Below are 26,877 nucleotides of genomic sequence, written 5' to 3' on the forward strand. Positions count from 1 at the left end.
ACAGACTTGGATAGTGCATTGGAGTGGCAACCGAAATCACTGCTCGTCATTGGAGCTGGACGGTGCAAACAGAAAGTCGCGATGCCGCTTAAATATCAATGTGACATTACCGGGCGGATTGTTTAGGATGGCGTCAAATAGGTCAATACCTTGACGGAAAAGTAATTTGCCGCTTGAAACAACAAATTATTGACGCCAAATTTTTTTTACATGGGATTAACGTACTCCAGCTATTGAATCGGCACGAGAGAAAAAGGCCGGTCTCCATGATGGATACCCCTGCACGGTAATACACGGAGAGTCTTTTATGAGCAGCGTTGCGGTCGTCAAAAGTATTGTCGGTCAAGTGTTTGCGGTATCCCCGGAAGGGATTCGTCGCCTGCTGGTAGAAGGGGATCGCTTGTTCACAGGGGAACTGGTGGAAACCGGTCCTGCTGGCTCCGTGTCGCTGGAGCTTGCCGATGGCCGCACCCTTGACGTGGGTCGTGACACTCAATGGAGCGCGAACACGCCTGACTCGGTGACCGACCTGAGTGCCGCCACTGCCCAGGCGGCACCCTCCGTTGCCGAACTGCAGCAAGCCATCGCTGCCGGTGCCGACCCGACCCAAGACTTCGAAGCCGCCGCTGCTGGCCCAACTGCCGCCGGTGCGGACGGCGCCGTGGGCGGCGGCCATAGCTTTGTCGTGCTGGAGACCACCGCAGGCACCGTTAACCCTACTATCGGTTATCCGACGACCGGCTTAAATGCAGCCGATGCCGCAGCCAATCAATTCAGCGCCGCTACCAATAACAGCCTCGCCGCGCGCGACGTCACCATTACCCTGACCGCCACGCCGAGCATCACCGAAGCCGGTGGCGTCGTCGTCTATACCGCGTTTATCACCCAGGCGCCGACCAGTGACCTGACCGTCACCTTGTCCAACGGTCTGTCCGTCGTGATCCCCGCCGGCCAGACCTCGGGTGCGCTGAACGTCACGTTCGCGGGCAATGACACGCCTTACCTGGATGCCTCGTCGATCTCCGCCACCATCGCCGGCACGTCCGGCGGCGGCAACCTGGTCATTACGACGGACCCGGCGCCGGCGGTTACACTGATCAAGGACACCATCGATACCACCACCGTCACGCTGAGCGCGAACGCGTCAGTCGATGAGGGCGGCAAGATCGTCTATACCGCGACCGTGAACAACGCCGCGCAAACCGACGTCACCATCACGCTGTCCAACAACACCACCATCACCATCGAAGCCGGTAAAACCACGGGCACCGTCAGCGTCGATACGCCGGCGAACCTGGCCGACGGCAAAGACCTGAGCATCAGCGCCACCATCACCGCTGCGAGCGGCGGTAACTACGAAAACCTGGCGATCAACCCGGAAGCCGCGACTACTACAGTGGTCGCTGTCGACAATCCGAGCGTGCTGGTCGCGGACACCAACACCGTTGTCGAGGATCAGGCTGCCACTGGCAACGTGCTGAGCAATGACAGCGACATCGACAACGTGCTGAGCGTCGCGACGTTTACTGTCGACGGCAATACGTATGCCGCAGGCAAAGTCGCCTTTATCGAAGGTGTCGGCTCCATCACCATCGGTACGGATGGCGCGTATACGTTTACCCCGGTCAAGGATTACAACGGTGAAGTGCCGCAGATCGGCTACACCACCAATACCGGTTCGAGCAGCACGCTGGACGTGACGGTGACGCCGGTTAACGATGCGCCGGTGGCCGCGGTCGTTGAAGCTGGCGGGGCTGAAGATTCGGCCCAGGGCATTGCGGTCAAACTGAGTGCGACCGATGTGGATGGCCTGGCCAACGTGAAATCGTTCACCGTCGGCACGCCGACTAACGGCACGTTCTACACCGACGCGGCCATGACCAAGCCGGTGACGGGCGCTATTGATGCCACCAATGGCGAAGCCACGGTGTACTTCAAGCCAAATGCGAACTTCAACGGCACCGCGGACTTCACCTACACCGCGACCGACAGCGGTAATGCTGACGGCAGCAATCCGCTGACTTCTGCTCCGGCTAACGGCACCATCACCGTGACTGCGGTCAACGATGCGCCGGTGGCTGAAGTCACTACCGCGACCGGTGCTGAAGACCCAAGCGTAGGGATCGCGGTCAAGCTGAGCGCCACCGACGTAGATGGCCTGGCGGACGTGAAATCTTTCACCGTCGGCACGCCAACCAACGGCACCTTCTACACCGACGCGGCGATGACCAAACCGGTGACCGGCGCTATTGACGCAGTCGACGGCGAAGCCACCGTTTACTTCAAGCCAAACGCGGACTTCAACGGCACCGCGAACTTCACTTACACCGCCACCGACGGCGGTATTACTGACAACGGCAGCCCGCTGACGTCGGCTCCCGCCAACGGCACCATCACCGTGACTGCGGTCAACGACGCGCCGGTGGCTGAAGTCACTACCGCGACCGGTGCTGAAGACCCAAGCGTAGGGATCGCGGTCAAGCTGAGCGCCACCGACGTAGATGGCCTGGCGGACGTGAAGTCTTTCACCGTTGGCACGCCAACCAACGGCACCTTCTACACCGACGCGGCGATGACCAAACCGGTGACCGGCGCTATTGACGCAGTCGACGGCGAAGCCACCGTTTACTTCAAGCCAAACGCGGACTTCAACGGCACCGCGAACTTCACTTACACCGCCACCGACGGCGGTATTACTGACAACGGCAGCCCGCTGACGTCGGCTCCCGCCAACGGCACCATCACGGTGACTGCGGTCAACGACGCGCCGGTGGCTGAAGTCACTACCGCGACCGGTGCTGAAGACCCAAGCGTAGGGATCGCGGTCAAGCTGAGCGCCACCGACGTAGATGGCCTGGCGGACGTGAAATCTTTCACCGTCGGCACGCCAACCAACGGCACCTTCTACACCGACGCGGCGATGACCAAACCGGTGACCGGCGCTATTGACGCAGTCGACGGCGAAGCCACCGTTTACTTCAAGCCAAACGCGGACTTCAACGGCACCGCGAACTTCACTTACACCGCCACCGACGGCGGTATTACTGACAACGGCAGCCCGCTGACGTCGGCTCCCGCCAACGGCACCATCACGGTGACTGCGGTCAACGACGCGCCGGTGGCTGAAGTCACTACCGCGACCGGTGCTGAAGACCCAAGCGTAGGGATCGCGGTCAAGCTGAGCGCCACCGACGTAGATGGCCTGGCGGACGTGAAATCTTTCACCGTCGGCACGCCAACCAACGGCACCTTCTACACCGACGCGGCGATGACCAAACCGGTGACCGGCGCTATTGACGCAGTCGACGGCGAAGCCACCGTTTACTTCAAGCCAAACGCGGACTTCAACGGCACCGCGAACTTCACTTACACCGCCACCGACGGCGGTATTACTGACAACGGCAGCCCGCTGACGTCGGCTCCCGCTAACGGCACCATCACGGTGACTGCGGTCAACGACGCGCCGGTGGCTGAAGTCACTACCGCGACCGGTGCTGAAGACCCAAGCGTAGGGATCGCGGTCAAGCTGAGCGCCACCGACGTAGATGGCCTGGCGGACGTGAAATCTTTCACCGTCGGCACGCCAACCAACGGCACCTTCTACACCGACGCGGCGATGACCAAACCGGTGACCGGCGCTATTGACGCAGTCGACGGCGAAGCCACCGTTTACTTCAAGCCAAACGCGGACTTCAACGGCACCGCGAACTTCACTTACACCGCCACCGACGGCGGTATTACTGACAACGGCAGCCCGCTGACGTCGGCTCCCGCCAACGGCACCATCACGGTGACTGCGGTCAACGACGCGCCGGTGGCTGAAGTCACTACCGCGACCGGTGCTGAAGACCCAAGCGTAGGGATCGCGGTCAAGCTGAGCGCCACCGACGTAGATGGCCTGGCGGACGTGAAATCTTTCACCGTCGGCACGCCAACCAACGGCACCTTCTACACCGACGCGGCGATGACCAAACCGGTGACCGGCGCTATTGACGCAGTCGACGGCGAAGCCACCGTTTACTTCAAGCCAAACGCGGACTTCAACGGCACCGCGAACTTCACTTACACCGCCACCGACGGCGGTATTACTGACAACGGCAGCCCGCTGACGTCGGCTCCCGCTAACGGCACCATCACGGTGACTGCGGTTAATGACGCTCCTGTGCTGGGCAACGCTTCGACCAACGCATTCGGCGACACCTATATTGAAGGCAAGCCTGGCGGCTACGTGGCGGCGACCTTGACCGTCAGCGACGTCGACAACAGCACCCTGCAAAGCGCCAAAGTCACACTCGTCAACCACCTGGCAGACGATGTGCTGATCGCAGATGTCAGCAACACCAAAATTGCAGTCAGCTACGACAAAGCCACTGGCATCCTGACCCTGTCTGGTGAAGCCACCAAGGCGGAATACCAGGAAGTCCTGCGTTCGGTGCACTTCGCCAGCGAAAGCGAGAACCCGGACCCGGCCAATCGCACCCTGACCATCACCGTCAACGACGGTCAGTTGGATTCGGCCCCCGTGACCTCCGTGGTGAACGTGGTTCCGGTGAACGATCCGCCTGAGGTCAAGTTCGACAGCACCACGTTCACTGAGCAAAAAGACGCGGTCGCGCTGGTCGAAAACCTGACCATCAAAGACGTCGACAACACCACCTTCAGCAAAGTCGTGGTCACCGTCGACCACCTGGCTTCGGGGGATGTGCTCAGCAATACCGACGTGCTCAAGGCCCTGGCCGTTGCCGGCATTACCATCACCCAGAGCGGCAGCGCCGCTGACGGGAAAATCGTCTACACCCTCACCAGCGACTCGGCGACCGGCAGCAGCGCCGCCGACTTCGTCAAGGTGGTTGAAGCCATCACCTTCCAGAGCCCGGGCGACAATCCTGTCGGCACCGATCGTACCGTCACCATCGCTGTGACTGACGTCGGCGGCGGCAACCTGGATCGCGAACCACCGGAAACCGGCAGCGCCACCGGCAAGGTCACTATCGACCTGTTCAACGACGCGCCGATTGCATCGGCCGACAACACCACCGCCGATGAAGACCATACGGCCAAGATCGTTCTGGACGGCAAGGATGTGGACGGTACCGTCTCCAACTTCGTCATTACCACCTTGCCGGAGAACGGCAAGCTGTACAGCGACGCCACGCTGCAAACTGAACTCAAGGTCGGCGACTCGGTGCCAGCGGGTGCCGACGGCAAGGCAGCGGTTTACTTCGCCCCGACCGGCGACTGGAGCGGCAAAACCGAGCTGACCTTCACTGCGGTCGACAACGGCGGTAAATCGAGTACCGTAACCACCGCCGACATCACGATCGCGCCGGTTACCGACACCCCGCACCTGGGCCTGCTTGGCGGCGGCGTGGTGACCTCGATCAACTTCGACGGCGCCAATCTCAATGGTTCGTGGGGCGACGTCGCGGTAGGTAATGCTAACAACCCGGCCGTCAATGGCACCCCGAGCACTCCGTGGCTCACGGGTAATGCCGACGGCCAAGTCGAAATCGGCCAAAGCAGCATCTACGGCGTAGAGACCCCAGGCAACAGCCAGGTCATCGAGCTTGAGAAAAACGCCGGCGACGACGCCAGCCTGTACACCATCATCAAGGCGGAAGCCGGCACGGCTTACACCATCTCGGTCGACTACTCGCCACGTGCGGGTGCCGAGGACAATTCGGTGATCGACGTATTCTGGGGCGGCGTCAAAGTCGGCACCCTGGACACCACCACCGTTGGCATGAAGACTTACACCTTCGTCGTGCCGGTCACTGCTGACGGCGATGCCAAGCTCGAATTCAAAGCCCCGGCTGGCGATACAAACAACTCGGTGGGCGGCGTGCTGGACAACATCAGCGTCACCCAGGTGCTGAACACCGGCCTGGAAGACCATGCGATCAAGCTGTCGACCATCGACGCATATGCCACCGACAAGGATGGCTCCGAGACGCTCAAGCTGGAAATCAGTGGTGTCCCGGTCAACGCGACCATCACCGATGGCACGCCGGGTCACACCTTCACAGCGACGGCTGGCAATCAAAGCGTCGACATCAGCGACTGGAACAAGGCCACCCTGGTCTTCAACCCGGCGGAAAACGCCAACGGCCTGGTGAACCTGACTGTCACTGCGACTGCGCAGGACGGCACCGCTGATCCGAAATCCGAGTCGATCACCCTGCCGATCAATGTGATTGCAGTGAATGATGCACCGGAAGCCATGGCCACTACCGCGACCGGTTCCGAAGACCCGGTTCAAGGCATCGAAGTTAAGCTTTCGGCTACTGATATCGATGGCGTGGAGAACGTTAAATCGTTCACCGTCGGCACGCCGACCAACGGCACCTTCTACACCGACGCGGCCATGACCAAACCGGTGACCGGCTCGATTGATGCGGTCAACGGCGAAGCGACCGTTTACTTCAAGCCAAACGCGGACTTCCACGGCACTGCGGACTTCACCTACACCGCTACCGACGGCGGCAACGCTGACGGCAGCAGCCCGCTGACGTCGGCTCCCGCCAACGGCACCATCACCGTGACTGCGGTAAACGACGCGCCGGTGGCTGAAGCCACTAGCGCGACCGGTGCTGAAGACCCAAGCGTAGGCATCGCGGTCAAACTGTCCGCCACCGACGTAGACAGTCCGACGGACGTTAAATCGTTCACGGTCGGCACGCCAACCAACGGCACCTTCTACACCGACGCGGCCATGACCAAACCGGTGACGGGCGCTATTGACGCAGTCAACGGCGAAGCCACGGTTTACTTCAAGCCAAACGCGGACTTCCACGGCACCGCGGACTTCACCTACACCGCTACCGACGGCGGCAACGCTGACGGCAGCAGCCCGCTGACCTCGGCTCCCGCCAACGGCACCATCACCGTGACTGCGGTCAACGACGCGCCGGTGGCTGAAGCCACTAGCGCGACCGGTGCTGAAGATCCAAGCGTAGGGATTGCGGTCAAACTGTCCGCCACCGACGTAGACAGCCCGACGGACGTTAAATCGTTCACCGTCGGCACGCCGACCAATGGCACCTTCTACACCGACGCGGCCATGACCAAACCGGTGACCGGTTCCATTGACGCAGTCAACGGCGAAGCCACGGTTTACTTCAAACCAAACGCGGACTTCCACGGCACTGCGGACTTCACCTACACCGCTACCGACGGCGGCAACGCTGACGGCAGCAGCCCGCTGACCTCAGCTCCAGCCAACGGCACCATCACCGTGACTGCGGTCAACGACGCGCCGGTGGCTGAAGCCACTAGCGCGACCGGTGCTGAAGACCCAAGCGTAGGCATCGCGGTCAAACTGTCCGCCACCGACGTAGACAGCCCGACGGACGTGAAATCGTTCACCGTCGGCACGCCTACCAACGGCACCTTCTACACCGACGCGGCGATGACCAAACCGGTGACCGGCTCGATTGACGCAGTCAACGGCGAAGCCACGGTTTACTTCAAACCAAACGCGGACTTCCACGGCACCGCGGACTTCACCTACACCGCCACCGACGGCGGCAACGCTGACGGCAGCAGCCCGCTGACCTCGGCTCCCGCCAACGGCACCATCACCGTGACTGCGGTCAACGACGCGCCGGTGGCTGAAGCCACTAGCGCGACCGGTGCTGAAGACCCAAGCGTAGGGATCGCGGTCAAACTGTCCGCCACCGACGTAGACAGCCCGACGGACGTGAAATCGTTCACCGTCGGCACGCCTACCAACGGCACCTTCTACACCGACGCGGCGATGACCAAACCGGTGACCGGCTCGATTGACGCAGTCAACGGCGAAGCCACGGTTTACTTCAAACCAAACGCGGACTTCCACGGCACCGCGGACTTCACCTACACCGCTACCGACGGCGGCAACGCTGACGGCAGCAGCCCGCTGACTTCGGCTCCAGCCAACGGCACCATCACCGTGACTGCGGTCAACGACGCGCCGGTGGCTGAAGCCACTAGCGCGACCGGTGCTGAAGATCCAAGCGTAGGGATTGCGGTCAAACTGTCCGCCACCGACGTAGACAGCCCGACGGACGTTAAATCGTTCACCGTCGGCACGCCTACCAATGGCACCTTCTACACCGACGCGGCCATGACCAAACCGGTGACCGGCTCGATTGATGCGGTCAACGGCGAAGCGACCGTTTACTTCAAGCCAAACGCGGACTTCCACGGCACCGCGGACTTCACCTACACCGCTACCGACGGCGGCAACGCTGACGGCAGCAGCCCGCTGACCTCAGCTCCAGCCAACGGCACCATCACCGTGACTGCGGTCAACGACGCGCCGGTGGCTGAAGCCACTAGCGCGACCGGTGCTGAAGACCCAAGCGTAGGCATCGCGGTCAAACTGTCCGCCACCGACGTAGACAGCCCGACGGACGTGAAATCGTTCACCGTCGGCACGCCTACCAACGGCACCTTCTACACCGACGCGGCGATGACCAAACCGGTGACCGGCTCGATTGACGCAGTCAACGGCGAAGCCACGGTTTACTTCAAACCAAACGCGGACTTCCACGGCACTGCGGACTTCACTTACACCGCCACCGACGGCGGCCCGCTGACGTCGGCTCCCGCCAACGGCACCATCACCGTGACTGCGGTCAACGACGCGCCGGTGGCTGAAGCCACTAGCGCGACCGGTGCTGAAGACCCAAGCGTAGGCATCGCGGTCAAACTGTCCGCCACCGACGTAGACAGTCCGACGGACGTGAAGTCCTTCACCGTCGGCACGCCAACCAACGGCACGTTCTACACCGACGCCGCCATGACCAAACCGGTGACTGGCTCAATTGACGCGGTCAACGGCGAAGCGACCGTTTACTTCAAACCAAACGCGGACTTCAACGGCACCGCGAACTTCACTTACACCGCCACCGACGGCGGCAACGCTGACGGCAGTAGCCCGCTGACTTCGGCTCCCGCTAACGGCACCATCACCGTGACCCCGGTCAACGACGCGCCGACTGCGAGCAATGGCCACATAGAAAGCAGCGAAGACACCCCAGTCGATCTGAAATGGTCGACGTTCGGGGTCAATGATGTGGATTCCACGAACCTGAAAGTCGTCTTCACCAGCTTGCCCAACGGTGCCATCGAGTACAAAGTCGACGGTGTTTGGGTCCAGCTCAACGCAGCTGATCTGAAAACTGATACGTCGCCGGGCAAGGCTTTCAGCCAGGCCGACTTCGACAATCACAATGTGCGTTACAGCCCAGCGGCCAACGAGTCGGGTGATAGCAGCTTCGGCAACACCGGCGTCGGTAACAAACAGGGCGATTACACCGAACTGAAATTCCAGGCTACCGATGGCCTGCTCAACAGCGGCACTCAAACCATCACCGTGGATATCCACCCGGTGACGGACGTTCCTGTCGTGACGGTCGGCTCGTTCGGTGACGTGCCAACTGGCTTGACCATTCAAACCTGGACCGGCGGGAACCTGCCTGGTGAATTGGGTACGAACGGTAATGGTGTTGTTCAGTCCAGCGATTTGATTCGGGTCATCAACGCCCAAACGCCTGGCAGCGCAGCCTCCACGGGTGTGACCGCAAACGTGAGCAACGGTAATGTGGTGGAATTCACCGCGACCAAAGTCTCTGGCCTGGTTTACCTGGAAGCCGGCAAGAGCTACAGCTTCACCGGCAGCGCCGATGACAGCCTGGCGGTTACCGTCGGCGGCAAGTTGGTGTCGACCGAGACCTGGAGCCAGGGCAGCGGTATCAACGCAACCCCCTTTACGCCGACAGAGTCGGGTTATTACACCCTCGACATCTATCACTACAACCAGAACGGCCCGGGCAACTACGACGTCAATGTCTCGATCAACAGCGGCCCGTCGATGGCGTTGGGTAGCAGCGGCGTGCAGACCTATACCAGCCTGGACGCGTTGAAAGCCGCCGGCGCGGTCTTTAACGATGCTCACGTGGTCAACGGAGAAGGCTATTACACCGGCTACGTTTACAACCACGGCCTGGAAGACAGTGCGATCAAGATCAGCCCGATCACGACCACGTTTGTCGACAATGACCAGTCGGAATCGCACAAGGTAGAAATCAGCGGCCTGCCTGCAGGCGCTGTCATTACCGACGGCGCCACGGGCCACAGCTATACCTCGACGGGTGCGACCACCCAGTACGATGTCAGCAATTGGAACCTGGGTACCTTGACCGTCACTCCGGCCAAGGATGCGACGGCCAATTTCGATCTGACTGTGACGGCAACGGCCAAAGAGTTGAGCACGCAGGTTGAAGAAGTCACGACTGGCAAGGTGAGCGTCGTGATCACTGCGGTCAACGATGCGCCAGTGGCGATCGCCACCACGGCGACCGGTGCTGAAGACCCAAGTGTCGGGATCGCGGTCAAGCTGTCCGCCACCGATGTCGATGGTCTGGCCAACGTCAAGTCGTTCAACGTCGGGGCGTCGAGCAATGGCACCTTCTACACCGATGCGGCCATGACCAAACTGGTGACCGGCGCCATTAACGCGGTCAACGGCGAAGCCACGGTTTACTTCAAACCGAACACGAACTTCAACGGCACGGCGAACTTCACCTACACCGCCACCGACAGCGGCAACGCTGACGGCAGCAACGTACTGACCTCGCCAGCGGCCAACGGCAGCATCACCGTGACTGCGGTCAACGATGCGCCGGTGGCTGTGGCGACCACCGCGACCGGTGCTGAAGATCCAAGCGTAGGCATCGCGGTCAAGCTGAGTGCGACGGACGTAGATGGCCTGACGAACGTGAAATCGTTCACTGTCGGCACGCCAACCAACGGCACCTTCTACACCGACGCAGCGATGACCAAAGCGGTGACCGGCGCTATTGACGCGGTCAACGGCGCAGCCACCGTGTACTTCAAGCCAAACGCGAACTTCAACGGCACGGCGAACTTCACCTACACCGCCACCGACAGCGGCAACGCTGACGGCACCAACGTACTGACTTCGCCAGCGGCCAACGGCGCCATCACCGTGACTCCGGTCAACGATGCGCCGGTGGCTGTGGCGACCACCGCGACCGGTGCTGAAGACCCAAGCGTAGGTATCGCGGTCAAACTGAGCGCAACCGACGTAGACGGCCTGACGAACGTGAAATCGTTCACTGTCGGCACGCCAACCAACGGCACCTTCTACACCGACGCGGCGATGACCAACGCGGTGACCGGCGCCATTAACGCAGTCAACGGCGAAGCCACGGTTTACTTCAAACCGAACGCGAACTTCAACGGCACTGCGAACTTCACCTACACCGCCACCGACGGCGGCAACGCTGACGGCACCAACGTACTGACTTCGCCAGCGGCCAACGGCGCCATCACCGTGACTCCGGTCAACGATGCGCCGGTGGCTGTGGCGACCACCGCGACCGGTGCTGAAGACCCAAGCGTAGGTATCGCGGTCAAACTGAGCGCAACCGACGTAGACGGCCTGACGAACGTGAAATCGTTCACTGTCGGCACGCCAACCAACGGCACCTTCTACACCGACGCGGCGATGACCAACGCGGTGACCGGCGCCATTAACGCAGTCAACGGCGAAGCCACGGTTTACTTCAAACCGAACGCGAACTTCAACGGCACTGCGAACTTCACCTACACCGCCACCGACAGCGGCAACGCTGACGGCAGCAACGTACTGACCTCGCCAGCGGCCAACGGCAGCATCACCGTGACTGCGGTCAACGATGCGCCGGTGGCTGTGGCGACCACCGCGACCGGTGCTGAAGATCCAAGCGTAGGCATCGCGGTCAAGCTGAGTGCGACGGACGTAGATGGCCTGACGAACGTGAAATCGTTCACTGTCGGCACGCCAACCAACGGCACCTTCTACACCGACGCGGCGATGACCAACGCGGTGACCGGCGCCATTAACGCAGTCAACGGCGAAGCCACGGTTTACTTCAAACCGAACGCGAACTTCAACGGCACTGCGAACTTCACCTACACCGCCACCGACGGCGGCAACGCTGACGGCACCAACGTACTGACTTCGCCAGCGGCCAACGGCGCCATCACCGTGACTCCGGTCAACGATGCGCCGGTGGCTGTGGCGACCACCGCGACCGGTGCTGAAGACCCAAGCGTAGGTATCGCGGTCAAACTGAGCGCAACCGACGTAGACGGCCTGACGAACGTGAAATCGTTCACTGTCGGCACGCCAACCAACGGCACCTTCTACACCGACGCGGCGATGACCAACGCGGTGACCGGCGCCATTAACGCAGTCAACGGCGAAGCCACGGTTTACTTCAAACCGAACGCGAACTTCAACGGCACTGCGAACTTCACCTACACCGCCACCGACAGCGGCAACGCTGACGGCAGCAACGTACTGACCTCGCCAGCGGCCAACGGCAGCATCACCGTGACTGCGGTCAACGATGCGCCGGTGGCTGTGGCGACCACCGCGACCGGTGCTGAAGATCCAAGCGTAGGCATCGCGGTCAAGCTGAGTGCGACGGACGTAGATGGCCTGACGAACGTGAAATCGTTCACTGTCGGCACGCCAACCAACGGCACCTTCTACACCGACGCGGCGATGACCAACGCGGTGACCGGCGCCATTAACGCAGTCAACGGCGAAGCCACGGTTTACTTCAAACCGAACGCGAACTTCAACGGCACTGCGAACTTCACCTACACCGCCACCGACGGCGGCAACGCTGACGGCACCAACGTACTGACTTCGCCAGCGGCCAACGGCGCCATCACCGTGACTCCGGTCAACGATGCGCCGGTGGCTGTGGCGACCACCGCGACCGGTGCTGAAGACCCAAGCGTAGGTATCGCGGTCAAACTGAGCGCAACCGACGTAGACGGCCTGACGAACGTGAAATCGTTCACTGTCGGCACGCCAACCAACGGCACCTTCTACACCGACGCAGCGATGACCAAAGCGGTGACCGGCGCTATTGACGCGGTCAACGGCGCAGCCACCGTGTACTTCAAGCCAAACGCGAACTTCAACGGCACCGCGAACTTCACCTACACCGCCACCGACGGCGGCAACGCTGACGGCACCAACGTACTGACTTCGCCAGCGGCCAACGGCGCCATCACCGTGACTCCGGTCAACGATGCGCCGGTGGCTGTGGCGACCACCGCGACCGGTGCTGAAGATCCAAGCGTAGGCATCGCGGTCAAACTGAGCGCAACCGACGTAGACGGCCTGACGAACGTGAAATCGTTCACTGTCGGCACGCCAACCAACGGCACCTTCTACACCGACGCAGCGATGACCAACGCGGTGACCGGCGCCATTGACGCGGTCAACGGCGCAGCCACCGTGTACTTCAAGCCAAACGCGAACTTCAACGGCACTGCGAACTTCACCTACACCGCCACCGACAGCGGCAACGCTGACGGCAGCAACGTACTGACCTCGCCAGCGGCCAACGGCAGCATCACCGTGACTGCGGTCAACGATGCGCCGGTGGCTGTGGCGACCACCGCGACCGGTGCTGAAGATCCAAGCGTAGGCATCGCGGTCAAGCTGAGTGCGACGGACGTAGATGGCCTGACGAACGTGAAATCGTTCACTGTCGGCACGCCAACCAACGGCACCTTCTACACCGACGCAGCGATGACCAACGCGGTGACCGGCGCCATTAACGCGGTGAACGGCGCAGCCACCGTGTACTTCAAGCCAAACGCGAACTTCAACGGCACGGCGAACTTCACCTACACCGCCACCGACAGCGGCAACGCTGACGGCACCAACGTACTGACTTCGCCAGCGGCCAACGGCGCCATCACCGTGACTCCGGTCAACGATGCGCCGGTGGCTGTGGCGACCACCGCGACCGGTGCTGAAGATCCAAGCGTAGGTATCGCGGTCAAACTGAGCGCAACCGACGTAGACGGCCTGACGAACGTGAAATCCTTCACTGTCGGCACGCCAACCAATGGCACGTTCTACACCGACGCGGCGATGACCAACGCGGTGACCGGCGCCATTAACGCGGTCAACGGCGCAGCCACCGTGTACTTCAAGCCAAACGCGAACTTCAACGGCACGGCGAACTTCACCTACACCGCCACCGACAGCGGCAACGCTGACGGCACCAACGTACTGACTTCGCCAGCGGCCAACGGCGCCATCACCGTGACTCCGGTCAACGATGCGCCGGTGGCTGTGGCGACCACCGCGACCGGTGCTGAAGACCCAAGCGTAGGTATCGCGGTCAAACTGAGCGCAACCGACGTAGACGGCCTGACGAACGTGAAATCGTTCACTGTCGGCACGCCAACCAACGGCACCTTCTACACCGACGCGGCGATGACCAACGCGGTGACCGGCGCCATTAACGCAGTCAACGGCGAAGCCACGGTTTACTTCAAACCGAACGCGAACTTCAACGGCACTGCGAACTTCACCTACACCGCCACCGACAGCGGCAACGCTGACGGCAGCAACGTACTGACCTCGCCAGCGGCCAACGGCAGCATCACCGTGACTGCGGTCAACGATGCGCCGGTGGCTGTGGCGACCACCGCGACCGGTGCTGAAGATCCAAGCGTAGGCATCGCGGTCAAGCTGAGTGCGACGGACGTAGATGGCCTGACGAACGTGAAATCGTTCACTGTCGGCACGCCAACCAACGGCACCTTCTACACCGACGCGGCGATGACCAACGCGGTGACCGGCGCCATTAACGCAGTCAACGGCGAAGCCACGGTTTACTTCAAACCGAACGCGAACTTCAACGGCACTGCGAACTTCACCTACACCGCCACCGACGGCGGCAACGCTGACGGCACCAACGTACTGACTTCGCCAGCGGCCAACGGCGCCATCACCGTGACTCCGGTCAACGATGCGCCGGTGGCTGTGGCGACCACCGCGACCGGTGCTGAAGACCCAAGCGTAGGTATCGCGGTCAAACTGAGCGCGACCGACGTAGACGGCCTGACGAACGTGAAATCCTTCACTGTCGGCACGCCAACCAATGGCACGTTCTACACCGACGCGGCGATGACCAACGCGGTGACCGGCGCCATTAACGCAGTCAACGGCGAAGCCACGGTTTACTTCAAGCCAAACGCGAACTTCAACGGCACCGCGAACTTCACCTACACCGCCACCGACAGCGGCAACGCTGACGGCACCAACGTACTGACTTCGCCAGCGGCCAACGGCGCCATCACCGTGACTCCGGTCAACGATGCGCCGGTGGCTGTGGCGACCACCGCGACCGGTGCTGAAGACCCAAGCGTAGGTATCGCGGTCAAACTGAGCGCAACCGACGTAGACGGCCTGACGAACGTGAAATCCTTCACTGTCGGCACGCCAACCAACGGCACCTTCTACACCGACGCAGCGATGACCAAAGCGGTGACCGGCGCTATTGACGCGGTCAACGGCGCAGCCACTGTGTACTTCAAGCCGAACGCGAACTTCAACGGCACGGCGAACTTCACCTACACCGCCACCGACAGCGGCAACGCTAACGGCAGCAATCCGCTGACCTCGACCCCGGCTAACGGCACTATCACCGTGACCTCGGTCAACGACGCACCGACCCTGGACCTGAGCACCGCAGACGGCTCCGTCCTCACCAGCTACAGCACGGCCTACGCCGAGCGCGGTACGGGTGGGGTAGCAATCACCGGTAGCGTAGCGATCGGTGACGTCGACAGCACCCAGATGCAAAGCGCGACCATCACCTTGAAAAACGCCAGCGCGGGCGACCAGCTCAGTTCGAGCCTGGTGACGGTGGGCGGTACTTACAAAGGCGTCACCCTGACCAGCGTCGGCACTGACGTCAGTGGCAAAATCGTCCTGACCCTGTCGGGTGCAGCTGACCCGGCCACCTACAAGTCGTTGCTTGAGTCGTTCCAGTACTCCAGCACCAGCAAGTATCCGACCACGGGTGATCGCACCGTCGAGATCTCGGTGAAGGACAACGAAGGTTCTGACAGCCTGAGTTCGTCGGTGGCGACCAGCACCATTACCGTTACGCCACAGGCTTATGTGGTGACTGAAGGCGGCGGCGCTGCCGATGTCATCGACCTGAGCAGCACCTCGGCCAACAACGTGGTGGTCGGCGACAAAGGCGGTATCGTCAATGCGGGCAGCAACTACAACATTGCCTTCATCGTCGATACCTCGGGCAGTATCGGTAGCAGTGCGATGACGTCGATCAAGACACAGCTTGCGACCGTGTTCGATACCTTGATCAGCAATGCCGGTAAGAGCGACTCGGGTATTGTGAAAGTGTTGCTGGTCGACTTCGATACTCGGGTCGAAGCGCAGGTCTCGGTCAACCTCGCCGACGCGGCCGGTGCCAAAGCTGCCTTGCAGGCTGTGTTGACTCAGATGGCGTCAAAATCGAGCGACATGACCAACTATCAGGATGCGTTCAACGCCGCCACCAACTGGTTCAAGAGCGACGAAGCCACGAGCAATGTGGGTGCAAAAAACCTGACGTACTTCATTACCGACGGTGCGCCGAACGTGTACACCGCCGTTCAGGGCAACCCTCTCCTGGGCTCGACCGGCTGGTTCGGCTCGAATGTTTACTTTGACAGCATTGTCAAGAACTCCAACTACGTCTTGGGTCAGACCAACTCGGTCGCCGCGGTAATCAATGGCAAGACGCAGGTGATTGTCGATGGAACCGGCCAGGTCTATTCCTACGATGGTTGGGGCACTAAAACTTACGAAGGCACCGTGGTTGCCAACAGCAGCGGCGGCTTTGACGTGGCGTCGGTCTATAACAACGCCAGCACCGCCATGAGCAACGCCCAGTCGGCCTACTCCGATCTGGTCAACGCGGTGCCAGGCAAGGTTGTCGTCGAGGCCATCGGTCTGGGCTCGAGCATTGATACCACCGTGCTCAAGCAGTTTGATACCGATCACACCGTCGCCACGATCGACACTGCGAAGCTGGCGGATGCCATCACCGGCCACGCGGCCGATACCGGCGCCGACACCCTCACCGGTGGTTCGGGTAACGACATTCTGTTCGGCGACCTGATCAGCTACAAAAACCTTGAAGGCAGTGCTGCACTCAAGGCGTTCGCGGCCGACAAACTGTCCACGACGGTCGACCACATTGACGACCGCACCTTGCATCAGTTCATCAGCGAGCACGTCGCCGATGTGGGTGCATTGGCCAGCGCGTCGAACATCTACGGCACTAACGATGGTGCTGACAGCCTGATCGGCAACGCCGGCAACGATATTCTGTTCGGCCAAGGCGGTAACGATGTGCTCTCCGGCGGTGCGGGTAACGACATCCTGGTAGGCGGCAAGGGCAACGACACCCTTACCGGCGGCGCGGGGGCGGATACCTTCGTGTGGCTCAAAGGGGATACCAACACCGGGACTGGCGTCGATACCATCACCGACTTCAAGCACGGTGAAGGCGATAAGTTGGACCTGTCCGATTTGCTGCAAGGCAATAACGACACCAACTTGTCCAGCTACCTGAAGTTGACCACCGACTCGTCAGGCTCGACGCTGAGTGTCAGCAGTACCGGTTCGTTCACGGCGCAGGGTGGCGGTACGGCTGATGTCACGATCAAGATCGATGGCGCGAGCTGGGGCAGTGGCAGTGCCGCAATCAACAGCCTGATCGCTGGTGGCGACCTGACCGTCAAGCATCACGACTGATCACCCTGGAGCGCCAATCTTTCTGGATTGGTGCTCCACGGGCACCAGCTTTGGGAAAATGTGTGTAATCTCTGTGGGAGCCAGGTGGGCGCCTGCAGGGATTTTTTATTGGGAGAACGCTGATGTTCTACGTGCAACGCGATCAATACAACGCTTTGGTTCGCGTCGAGGCGCAGGCCTTCGCCGAATCCACCGGGACTCTACCGGCGGATCATCAGGACATTCAGGCGTGGTTTGCCACGGATGTGATCGACAACAGCCTCAAGCAGCTCCAACAGAGCGACTCCGAGATGATTCGGGTGCTCGATGACTTGATCCAGGTGCTGACCGCCAAGGGCGTGATCCGCATCACGGACTTGCCGCCCGCCGCGCAGGTCAAGGTGATGGAGCGTACCCATGCTCGGACGGCGCTGGGCGGGTTGAGTGAGCTGATCAATGACGATGAAAGCGGTTTGATCTGAGGCGAGCGCACCTCCTTAACGGCATGAGCGTCAAGGAGGCATGATTATTCGTCGCTCCACTTCCACGGCGACGGCTCACCGACCAGTTGGCCTTGCACCCCTTCAATACCCATCTCGCGAATCACGCGTAACTCACCTTCGGTTTCCACGCGCTCGGCAATCAACGGCAAGTCAATGCTGTGGGCGGCCCGCTGGATCGCCTCGATAAAAATGCGCTTGTGGCTTTCCTGATCAATGGCTCGGATATAGCTGCCGTCGATTTTGAGGTACGCCAGGCCCAGTTTCGCCAGGTTGCCGATCATGCTGAAACGCCCACCGAAACGTTGCAGGCCAAGGCTGTATCCCAGGCTGCGCATGCGTCGGGTGAGACGCTCCAATTGGAGTTGCTCGGGCACTTGCTCTTCGCCGATCTCCAGCGTCAGGCGCGCGCCGAGTGCGGGATGTTGCGCCAATCGCTCGAACATCCGCTCCAGGGCTTGCGGGTCATTCAGGGTCGCCGCCGAGAGGTTCAATGCCACCGATTGGTTGTGCTCTGCCAGGTGCTTGATCACCAGGTCGAGCATCAGTTGGTCAAGCCGTGCCGTCCAGCCGAAGCGCTCCAGCCAGGGCAGGAAGTGCCCCGCCGCAATGGTCTGGTCCTGGTTGTCGAGCAGGCGTGAGAGCACCTTGTAGTGCAGCACCTGACGGGTATCGCTGCTACTGACCACCGGCTGGAAAAACAAGCGGAAGCGCCCTTGATTCAGGGCATCGTCGAGCAGGGTGTGCCAGCTGTGCGAGTCGTCGCTGACGGTGCCCGAGGTCTGCTGCTCCAGGCATACCCAGGTTTGGCCGCCACCGGCTTCAGCTTGGGCCAGGGCCTGGTCGGCCAGCATCAGCAGGTCTGCCGAGGCATCGCCGGGTTTGTAGGGTGCGAGCCCGATGTAGGCCACGATCGACATGTCTGTGGCGCCCGTTTCGTGCAGGCTCTGCAGGATGATTTCCAGCGCCTGGGCCAGTTGCACCGCTTCGTGACGCACCAGGCCTGGGGCAAGCACCGCGAACTCGCCGCCACGGCTGCGGGTGATCAGGTTATGGGTTTCCGGGTACTTGGCACAGGTACGCACCAGTTGCTGGCTGACGGCTTGCAGCAGTTGGTCGGTGCGTTGCCCGCCCAGGCGCTGGTTGAGACCGCCCAGGTCGTTGACCCGCAAGATCAGCAGATAGCCTGAACTGGCTTCCTCCAGGTTGCTGACCCGCGAGTTGAGCTGCATTTCGAAATAACGCCGGTTCGCCAACCCGGTCAGGCTGTCCTGATAGGACTCCACGCGCAGCTTCTCGCTGCGTTCGGTCTGTTCATTGAACAACGCCTTGAGCTTCTCGACCATCTGGTTCATGGCCTGCACCACGCGCCGCAATTCGGGGGTGCGGGGCAGGTCGGGCAGGCTGATGAATTCGCGCCGTGCAATGGCGTGGGACTGCTCGACCATATAGTCCAGCGGCTTCAACTGACGGCGCAGCAACAGTGCGCCCAGCACCGCACTCGCGGCACCGCAGAGCAGCAACCAGCCCAGGCTGCCCAGCGCGCTCTGCCAGAGTTTGGCCAGGGCAAACATCGGGTGGCTGACCACCTCGACCCGTGCCGCCTGCTGCCAGCCACGGCTGACGATCGCATCGCCGCCGGCTGGCGCGAGGCCGATCATTTTCACGAACCAGGCCGGTACGCCGCTGGCATCAGGCTCGGCGGCACGCTCCACCAGCACCTGGTTATTACTCAGGTCCACCACGCGGATGCTCGCGTAGTAGCCACTGTCAAAGATCGAGCTGACCATCAGCTCGGTCATCGCCGGGTCATCGATGTTCGGCGTCAGCGACAGCGCCAGTGCGGTCGCCGCGTCCTGGGCGTGGGAACGCAACTGGTTGACGTACTGCGCACGCGAGCTTTCCAGGCTGACGATGAAGCTACCGCTGAAGGCAACCACTAGAAACACACAGATAGCGATCAGCAATTGTTTGAACAGTGACATCGTAGCTCCTGTTAATTACCCGAATTGGCCGGAAACCCTTCGGCGGTCATTTTTTTCAAGACATCCTGCCAGCGTGACAGGCGCTTGGTATCACCGACTTTCTTGTTGCCCGCTGCGCCGGTCAGCCACAGCCCTTCGCCGTTGAACGCGTAGACGGGCAGCAGGTCCGGACGCTGGCTGGCCGGCAGAATGGGGTCCATCAGGCTGTCCAGTACCAACGGCATGGCTTCCGGGCTTGCATAGTAGGTCAGTACCATATGCGCACGATTCTGGCGCAAGGCCTTGACGTAGGTTATGCGCAGCTTCTCGGCCGGGACACCCAAGTGACGCAGGCTGAAGTATTTGGCGATGGCATAGTCTTCACAGTCACCGGCGCCTTTCCACAGGGATTGAATGGGCGTCGCCCAATAATCAATCTCGTGCCACAGGTCGATATCTTCCTCGTAGTGCAACTGGCGGTTAAAGAACAAGTTGACCACGTTGAGTTGTTCGGTCTCGCTGACCTGCTTTTGCGTCGCCAGCAGTTGCTGCCAGGCATCGATACGCTGGCGCCCTGCGCCCAGAGGCCCGTAAAGCGCCTCGGCGCGGCGGCTGATCTGGCTGAAATCCCAATCGGCGAGCAGATTGCCCAGCAGGCCGCCACCCAGCAACAGCGTGATGGCCAGACCGTACAGGAACCGAGGGAAGTTAAAGCGTATCGCCACCGCGATTACCCGAGCTTGCAGCATTTAAGGTGTGGCAATGGTGCGGTGATACCGGGTAAAAAACAATGGCACGATGAAATCACTTTGCAGCAATTTAGCCTAATTGAGTGCCGGTAAATTGGCTGTTTTCCGCTCGTCTGAAAGGAATGCGCCAATACCATCAAAATAATGACACCTCATACCGCCTGCTACAGAATGTCGCAACGAAAGCGCCGACAAAAAGACCTGCGGTCGGCCTTATCTGCCGACCGTTAACGTCTTTGATTGCGCCGTGAAGGAGCTCTGGCCATGAGTCGTACCGATGATCTATTTGCCCTGTGCGGCAATAGCCGGCCCCGCGACCCCAAGGGGCGAAACGCACGGCTGCATTTTTTCGGCACCCTTCCGTTCGATGATGGCACCCGCCTGAACCAGAAAGACGGCTCGCGCTTTTCCACCCATGCGCCATCGGCCTATGAGCAACCCCAGCCTTACGACTTGAGCGCACCGTGCCCTACAGTGGTGGCACTGGTCTCGGTCAATGGCGGCGTCGGCCGCAGTACCTTGGTCACGGCGTTGAGCAGCGGCTTGCAGCGCCTGGGCGAGTCGGTGGTGGCGCTGGACCTCGACCCTCAAAACGCGTTGCGCCAGCACTTCGGCGTGGACCCTGAACTCCTTGGCGTCGGCCGTGCCAGCTTGCTCAACACGCGATGGGAGACCCTCCTGCAAGCAGGGTTCGCCGGTTGCCAGGTGATTCCCTTTGGGAACACCGGCATCCAGCAGAAGGACAACCTGCAGGGTTGGCTCACGCGCGAACCGAAGTGGCTGGCACAGCACCTGTCGACGTTGGGGTTAAGTGAACGACAGATCATGCTCATCGATACCCCGGCCGGCGATAACGTCTATCTGCATCAAGCGTTGAGCGTGGCTGATTTCGTGTTGGTCATCGTTCAGCCGAATGCCGCCTGTCTCGGTACGCTGGACCAATTGGACGCCGTGCTGGCGGGTTACCTTGAGCGTGAGCGCCCGCCACAACGCCTCTACGTAATCAATCAATTGGATGAGCGCTCGGCGTTCAGCCTGGACATGGTTGACGCATTCAAACTGCGCCTGGGCGACCGTCCGTTGGAAGTCGTGCATCGCGAACCGTCGATCAGCGAAGCGCTGGCCTTTGCGACGGACCCCTTGGATAAACTCGCGGGGAGCGTGGCCTGCGACGATATCAACGCCCTGTGCCGGTTATTTATCGCGCGGAAAAAGGCCCGCTAAATCACGCTTTATGCGCTTAACGCCAAATGCTTATGCACAATCGGCAGGTTGGCAGCGCCCCGGAACCGGCCCTGGGTGGAGCCATTCTCAACACGCTGCAACTGCCTGTTTTGCGTGCGTTTTATTCTGTGAACAAAAAATGACCAATGTGGCGTTTTGCCTGTAGCGCAGACGTTTAAATCCTCGGTAAAGATTTCATCAACAGAGTTATCCACAGGGCGAGTGCAGAAAAAGCCGCCCCTTAATCGCGCTCAGCCAGCACCATAAGGTTGCGCGGGGTCAGCGTGGTTTCGCAGAAGCTGCCTACTTCAACCTTGTAGCCTTGTTCGCGCAGAAACAGTGCCCGATCCAGCACCAACCACAGCTCGAGCGGGCGCCGAAACAACCCTCGCAGCAGTTCCAGGTTTCTGACCTCGGCCAAGCGCCGCCACCCGTGCGCCTCCAGCGCTGCCCAATCCTGCTCGCCTGTGGATAACCCTTTGAGGCTGGCCAACTCGCGGCAATAGTCGGCAAAGGGTTTATCCAGCCAACTGGCAGGCAAGGAAGGCGTGGGCAAGTACGTGTCGCAATGGCGCAATTGGCGCTGCAGGTGATCGAAACCCAGGCGCCTGGCCATGGACGTATCCCGTTGCTGGCGTACCCGCTTGCCGGCGGTGACGGTTTCGCTGAGGGGCAGACCCAGGTCATCGACCGATAACTGCAACGCCGAAGCGCGGCCTGCGCCCGACAGCGGCTGGTAGCGGTCGGCGTGGATGCGGTTGTAGCAGCACGGCGCCAGCGCCAGTTGCTTGCAGCCGGCAGCGCTGGCCAGTTGCAGCAGGCGCACGTGCAGGTCACCGCAGGCGTGCAGGGCGACGGGGGTGTGTTCGGCGCTGAGCGTTACATCGGCCAGCACGTCTTGCAGGCGATGGGTGACCGGCAATTGATGGTGGTCGCTCAAGGCTTGGCCGGAGCTGATCAGGGCCGGATCGTATTCCAGGCAGGTCAGCTGTTGCCCGGTGTGCAGCAGGCGGCGGCCGAGGTGGCCTTTGCCGGCGCACCAGTCCAGCCAGTGCCTGGGTGTTTGCGCGAACCGCAGGGCGGCGCCGAACGCTTCGATCTGTTGCCACTTGCGGCCGGGCACATCGACGTTCAGGCGGTGGCGGGCGGGTGCCAGGGGCTGGGTCGGTAACTTATCCACAGCACTGAGACGCAGCGCTTGCGCGGCCAGTTGTGGAAAAGGCGCGGGGGCGGGCAGCTCGTGGGGCTGGTTGTGGCTGCTTTCCGCGTCGGCCAGCGAGCGCCGGCGCAGCCACTGGGCGAGCTCGGGGTGTTGGTGTTCCCAGGGTAGCTGGCGATGCGTGAAGGGCCGCGGTCGCCACAGCCCTTGGTGCTCGGTGAGGAACGCATCCAGCGCCTGGAAACGCGCTTCAACGTCCCTGGCAGGCATCGACTCGCAGCCAGCGTTCCAGCAGTTTGAAGCCGCGCACCAGTACGTAGGCCATCAGCAGGTAGAACAGCCCGGCGGCGAAGAAGATCTCCACCGGCAGGTACGTGCGCGCAATGATGGTGCGCGCCATGCCGGTCAGTTCCAGCAGCGTCACGGTGCTGGCCAGGGCGCTGGCCTTGAGCATCAGGATCACTTCGTTGCTGTAGGCCGGCAGGCCGATGCGCGAGGCGCGCGGCAGGATGATGTAGAACAGCGTCTTCGGCTTGGACATGCCCAAGGCCCGCGCTGCTTCGATTTCACCCGGCGGGATGGCCTGGATCGCACCGCGCAGGATCTCGGCGATATAGGCGGCAGTGTGCAGGGTCATGGTGGCGGTGGCGCACCAGAACGGATCGCGCAGGTATTGCCACATGAAGCTGTTACGCACCGCATCGAACTGCGCCAGGCCGTAGTAGACCAGGAACAACTGCACCAGCAACGGCGTGCCGCGAAAGAAGAAAATGTAGCAATAGGGCAGGGTACGCACGTACCAGCGGCGCGAAGAGCGGGCGATGCCCAGCGGGATCGCCAGCAGCAGGCCGGCAATCACCGCGATAGCCACCAACTCAAGGGTGAGGGTCGCGCCCTGGGCCAGTTTGGGCAGCCATTTGATGATCACGGCCCAGTTCAGGCCCAGGTCGAAATGGGACAGCCAGCTATAGTCGCCGCTCATTGGGTGCTCCTTGCAAAGCCACGACTGGCGCGTTTTTCCAGGAAGTGCATGCCGGTCATGGCCAGCACGGTGAGGCCCAGGTACATGAACGCCGCCACCATGAAGAAGGTGAACGGCTGCTTGGTCACGGTCACGCCGATCTGCGCATGGCGCATGATTTCTTCAAGACCGATCACCGATACCAGCGCGGTGTCTTTCATCAGGATCATGAACAGGTTGCCCAGGCCCGGCAGGGCGATGCGCCACATCTGCGGCATGATCAAGCGGGTGAAGATGCGAAATTTCGACAGGCCCAATGCCACACCGGCTTCGCGGTGGCCCTTGGGAATGGCGAGGATCGCGCCACGGAACACTTCCGTGGCGTAAGCGCCAAAGCACAGGCCCAGGGCGATGACCCCGGCGGCAAAGGCGCTGAGAGACAGGTCGGGGTTACCGAAAAACTCCCCGAGGGCACGCATCAGGTTGACCGTGCCGAAGTAAATCAGCAGCACCCACAACAGTTCGGGAATACCGCGAACGAGGGTCGAGTAAGCCCCGCCCAGCCATTGCAACGGCTTGTACGGGGAAGTCTTGGCCAAAGCGCCGGCCAGGCCGAGTACCAGCCCCAGGCACAGGGCCGTGAGCGCCAGCTTGACGGTCATCAGCGCGCCAGCGGCGAGCGCCGGGCCGAATCCGTAGAGATCGAAATTCATGGTGTTTTCATATCGCGGCAGGCAAGGCTGAAAGCCGGCGCGCCCCTGGGAGCGCGCCGGGCATACCGTTCAGATCATTCGATGCTGAAAGGGAAGTACTTGTCGTTGATCTTCTTGTAGGTGCCGTCGGCCTTGATCTCTGCCAGGGCTTTGTTCAGGCGTTCGCGCAGCGGGTCGCCTTTGCGCACGGCGATACCGATTTTGTCGCTCTCGACCACCGGGTCGCCCTTGAACTCGTAGGCGGAACCGTCTTTGCTCTTGAGCCATTCGTACTGCACGTACTTGTCGGCGAGGATGCCGTCCAGGCGACCGGATGTGAGGTCGAGGTAGGCGTTTTCCTGGGTGTCGTAGAGCTTGGCGGTGGTGTCAGGCAGCTTGTCTTCCAGGTAGGTACCGGCCAACGTTGCGCGTTGTGCGCCGATAATCTTGCCCTTCAGGTAATCCGCGTCGGGCTTGAAGTCTGCTGTGGCTTTCGGCGCGATGAACTGCAGCTTGTTGGAGTAGTACGGGTCGGTGAAGTCGACGGCTTGTTTGCGTTCGTCGGTGATCGACAGCGAGGACACCAGGAAGTCGAACTTCTTGGCGTTCAGCGCTGGGATGATGCCGTCCCAGTCCGACACATACACTTCGCACTTCTCGACTTTCATCTTGGCGCAGAGGGCGTCGCCGATGTCTTTGTCGAAGCCGACGACGTTGCCGCTGGCATCTTTATTGTTGAACGGCGGGTAGGCCGCTTCGATCCCCATTTTCAGGGTTTCTGCCATGGCCGTGGCGCTGAACGCCATCGAAACGGCCGCGGCCAGAAGGAATTTTTTATAGTTCTGCATGCAGGTTGCTCCGTTAGCGGTTGCTGGACATGAATTGTTTGCAGCGCGCCGAAAGCGGGTTGTCAAACACCTGCTGTGGCGATCCTTGCTCTTCGACCAGGCCCTGGTGCAGGAACACCACTTCACTGGACACCTGGCGGGCGAAGCCCATTTCATGGGTGACCAGCAGCATGGTGCGGCCTTCTTCGGCCAGCGCGCGGATCACATTAAGTACTTCCTGGACCATTTCCGGGTCAAGGGCCGAGGTGGGCTCGTCGAACAGGATGACTTTGGGCTGCATCGCCAGGGTGCGCGCGATGGCCGCCCGTTGCTGCTGGCCGCCGGACAGTTGCGCGGGGTAGGCGTGGCGCTTGTCGCTAATGCCGACCTTGGCCAGCAGGGCTTCGGCCACTTCGATGGCTTCGGCCTTGCTCTGGCCGAGTACACGGCGTGGGGCCTCGATGATGTTGTCGAGGATGCTCATGTGCGGCCACAGGTTAAAGTTTTGAAACACAAACCCGATTTCGCTGCGCAGGCGGTTGATCTGCTTGCCGTCGGCGGCCATCAACTCGCCGTTCTTCGCCGCCTTGAGCTTGAGCTCTTCGCCGGCCACCAGGATCTGCCCCTGGTGCGGGTTTTCCAGCAGGTTGATGCAACGCAGGAATGTGGACTTGCCGGAGCCGGAGGAACCCAGGATCGAGATCACATCGCCATCGCGAGCGGTCAGCGAGATACCTTTGAGTACCTCCAGCTCACCATAGCGTTTATGCAAGTTGCGGATTTCAAGCGCGGGCGCGGCCAGAGCCATGTGCGGTCCTCATTGTGTTCGTTGCGTTCCTGCTGTTGGGTTGCCTTCCTGGCGAGGCGCCAAGCTAGCATAGCGTTTGGATGGCAGCCAACAGCGCGGCGGATGGTCAACAGGTGGTCTGCGGCAGGGTGTCGCATCGGCACAGCAGCGTGTCGCGCCAGCAACAACCGAACAGCCGTTTGAACCTGAAAATCCCGCAGGCTTCGCGTGAAAAAGGGCGCGATGGTGCCAGCTTTGGGCGGGTGTTGGAAGGGTTAACCGGGCAAACGGCACTCCTTGGCCCTCTTATGGGGCGTTACGTACTTTTTGTGTGTATTTATGGTGCGTTCGCTGGGGTGAAAGTGGGTCGCTCGGTAACGCTATAGCGGAATGCCAT

Annotated in this window: 10 protein-coding genes; 3 read left to right on the top strand and 7 right to left on the bottom strand. The window is 61.2% G+C overall.

Annotation, left to right across the window (positions count from 1 at the left end; all coding sequences use genetic code 11):
* Positions 1-307 precede the first annotated feature (307 nt).
* Entirely contained in the window at positions 308-17,638 is a 17,331-nt protein-coding gene (locus P3S72_RS02295; RefSeq protein WP_276195854.1) for an Ig-like domain-containing protein, read from the top strand.
* A gap of 122 nt (positions 17,639-17,760) precedes the next feature.
* A complete protein-coding gene (locus P3S72_RS02300; protein ID WP_247400469.1) occupies positions 17,761-18,099 on the top strand; it encodes a tryptophan synthase subunit beta in 339 nt (112 codons plus the stop codon).
* A 44-nt stretch (positions 18,100-18,143) separates the two neighbouring features.
* On the opposite strand, the gene lapD is transcribed toward P3S72_RS02300, so the two are convergent.
* Entirely contained in the window at positions 18,144-20,102 is a 1,959-nt protein-coding gene (lapD, locus tag P3S72_RS02305) for a cyclic di-GMP receptor LapD (protein ID WP_276195855.1), read from the bottom strand.
* Between the two features lie 11 nt (positions 20,103-20,113).
* The gene (gene lapG, locus P3S72_RS02310; protein ID WP_276195856.1) at positions 20,114-20,806 is read right to left on the bottom strand and encodes a cysteine protease LapG; all 693 of its coding nucleotides are present in this window, start codon (positions 20,804-20,806) and stop codon (positions 20,114-20,116) included.
* A gap of 288 nt (positions 20,807-21,094) precedes the next feature.
* Between lapG and bcsQ the strand changes: the two genes are divergently transcribed.
* Positions 21,095-22,054 (top strand): cellulose biosynthesis protein BcsQ, encoded by a 960-nt coding sequence (bcsQ, locus tag P3S72_RS02315; RefSeq protein ID WP_276195857.1) that lies wholly within the window; start codon positions 21,095-21,097, stop codon positions 22,052-22,054.
* A 241-nt stretch (positions 22,055-22,295) separates the two neighbouring features.
* Here bcsQ and P3S72_RS02320 read toward each other — a convergent pair whose 3' ends face one another.
* From P3S72_RS02320 to P3S72_RS02340, 5 genes are all read right to left on the bottom strand, one after another.
* Complete coding sequence (locus tag P3S72_RS02320) at positions 22,296-23,483, bottom strand: methyltransferase (RefSeq protein WP_276195858.1); 1,188 nt, start codon at positions 23,481-23,483, stop codon at positions 22,296-22,298.
* On the bottom strand, positions 23,464-24,153 hold the full coding sequence (locus tag P3S72_RS02325; RefSeq protein ID WP_276197883.1) for an ABC transporter permease: 690 nt from the start codon (positions 24,151-24,153) through the stop codon (positions 23,464-23,466). Before P3S72_RS02325 ends, P3S72_RS02320 begins: the two co-directional genes overlap by 20 nt.
* 38 nt (positions 24,154-24,191) lie before the next feature.
* Positions 24,192-24,887 carry an ABC transporter permease gene (locus tag P3S72_RS02330; protein WP_104904104.1) on the bottom strand — a complete coding sequence of 232 codons (696 nt, stop codon included), beginning with the start codon at positions 24,885-24,887 and terminating at the stop codon, positions 24,192-24,194.
* Between the two features lie 74 nt (positions 24,888-24,961).
* The gene (locus P3S72_RS02335) at positions 24,962-25,714 is read right to left on the bottom strand and encodes an ABC transporter substrate-binding protein (protein WP_247405986.1); all 753 of its coding nucleotides are present in this window, start codon (positions 25,712-25,714) and stop codon (positions 24,962-24,964) included.
* 13 nt (positions 25,715-25,727) lie between these two features.
* A complete protein-coding gene (locus tag P3S72_RS02340; protein ID WP_247405983.1) occupies positions 25,728-26,501 on the bottom strand; it encodes an ABC transporter ATP-binding protein in 774 nt (257 codons plus the stop codon).
* Positions 26,502-26,877: the final 376 nt, after the last annotated feature.

Source organism: Pseudomonas sp. D3 (assembly GCF_029320995.1).
GTDB lineage: Bacteria > Pseudomonadota > Gammaproteobacteria > Pseudomonadales > Pseudomonadaceae > Aquipseudomonas > Aquipseudomonas paraveronii.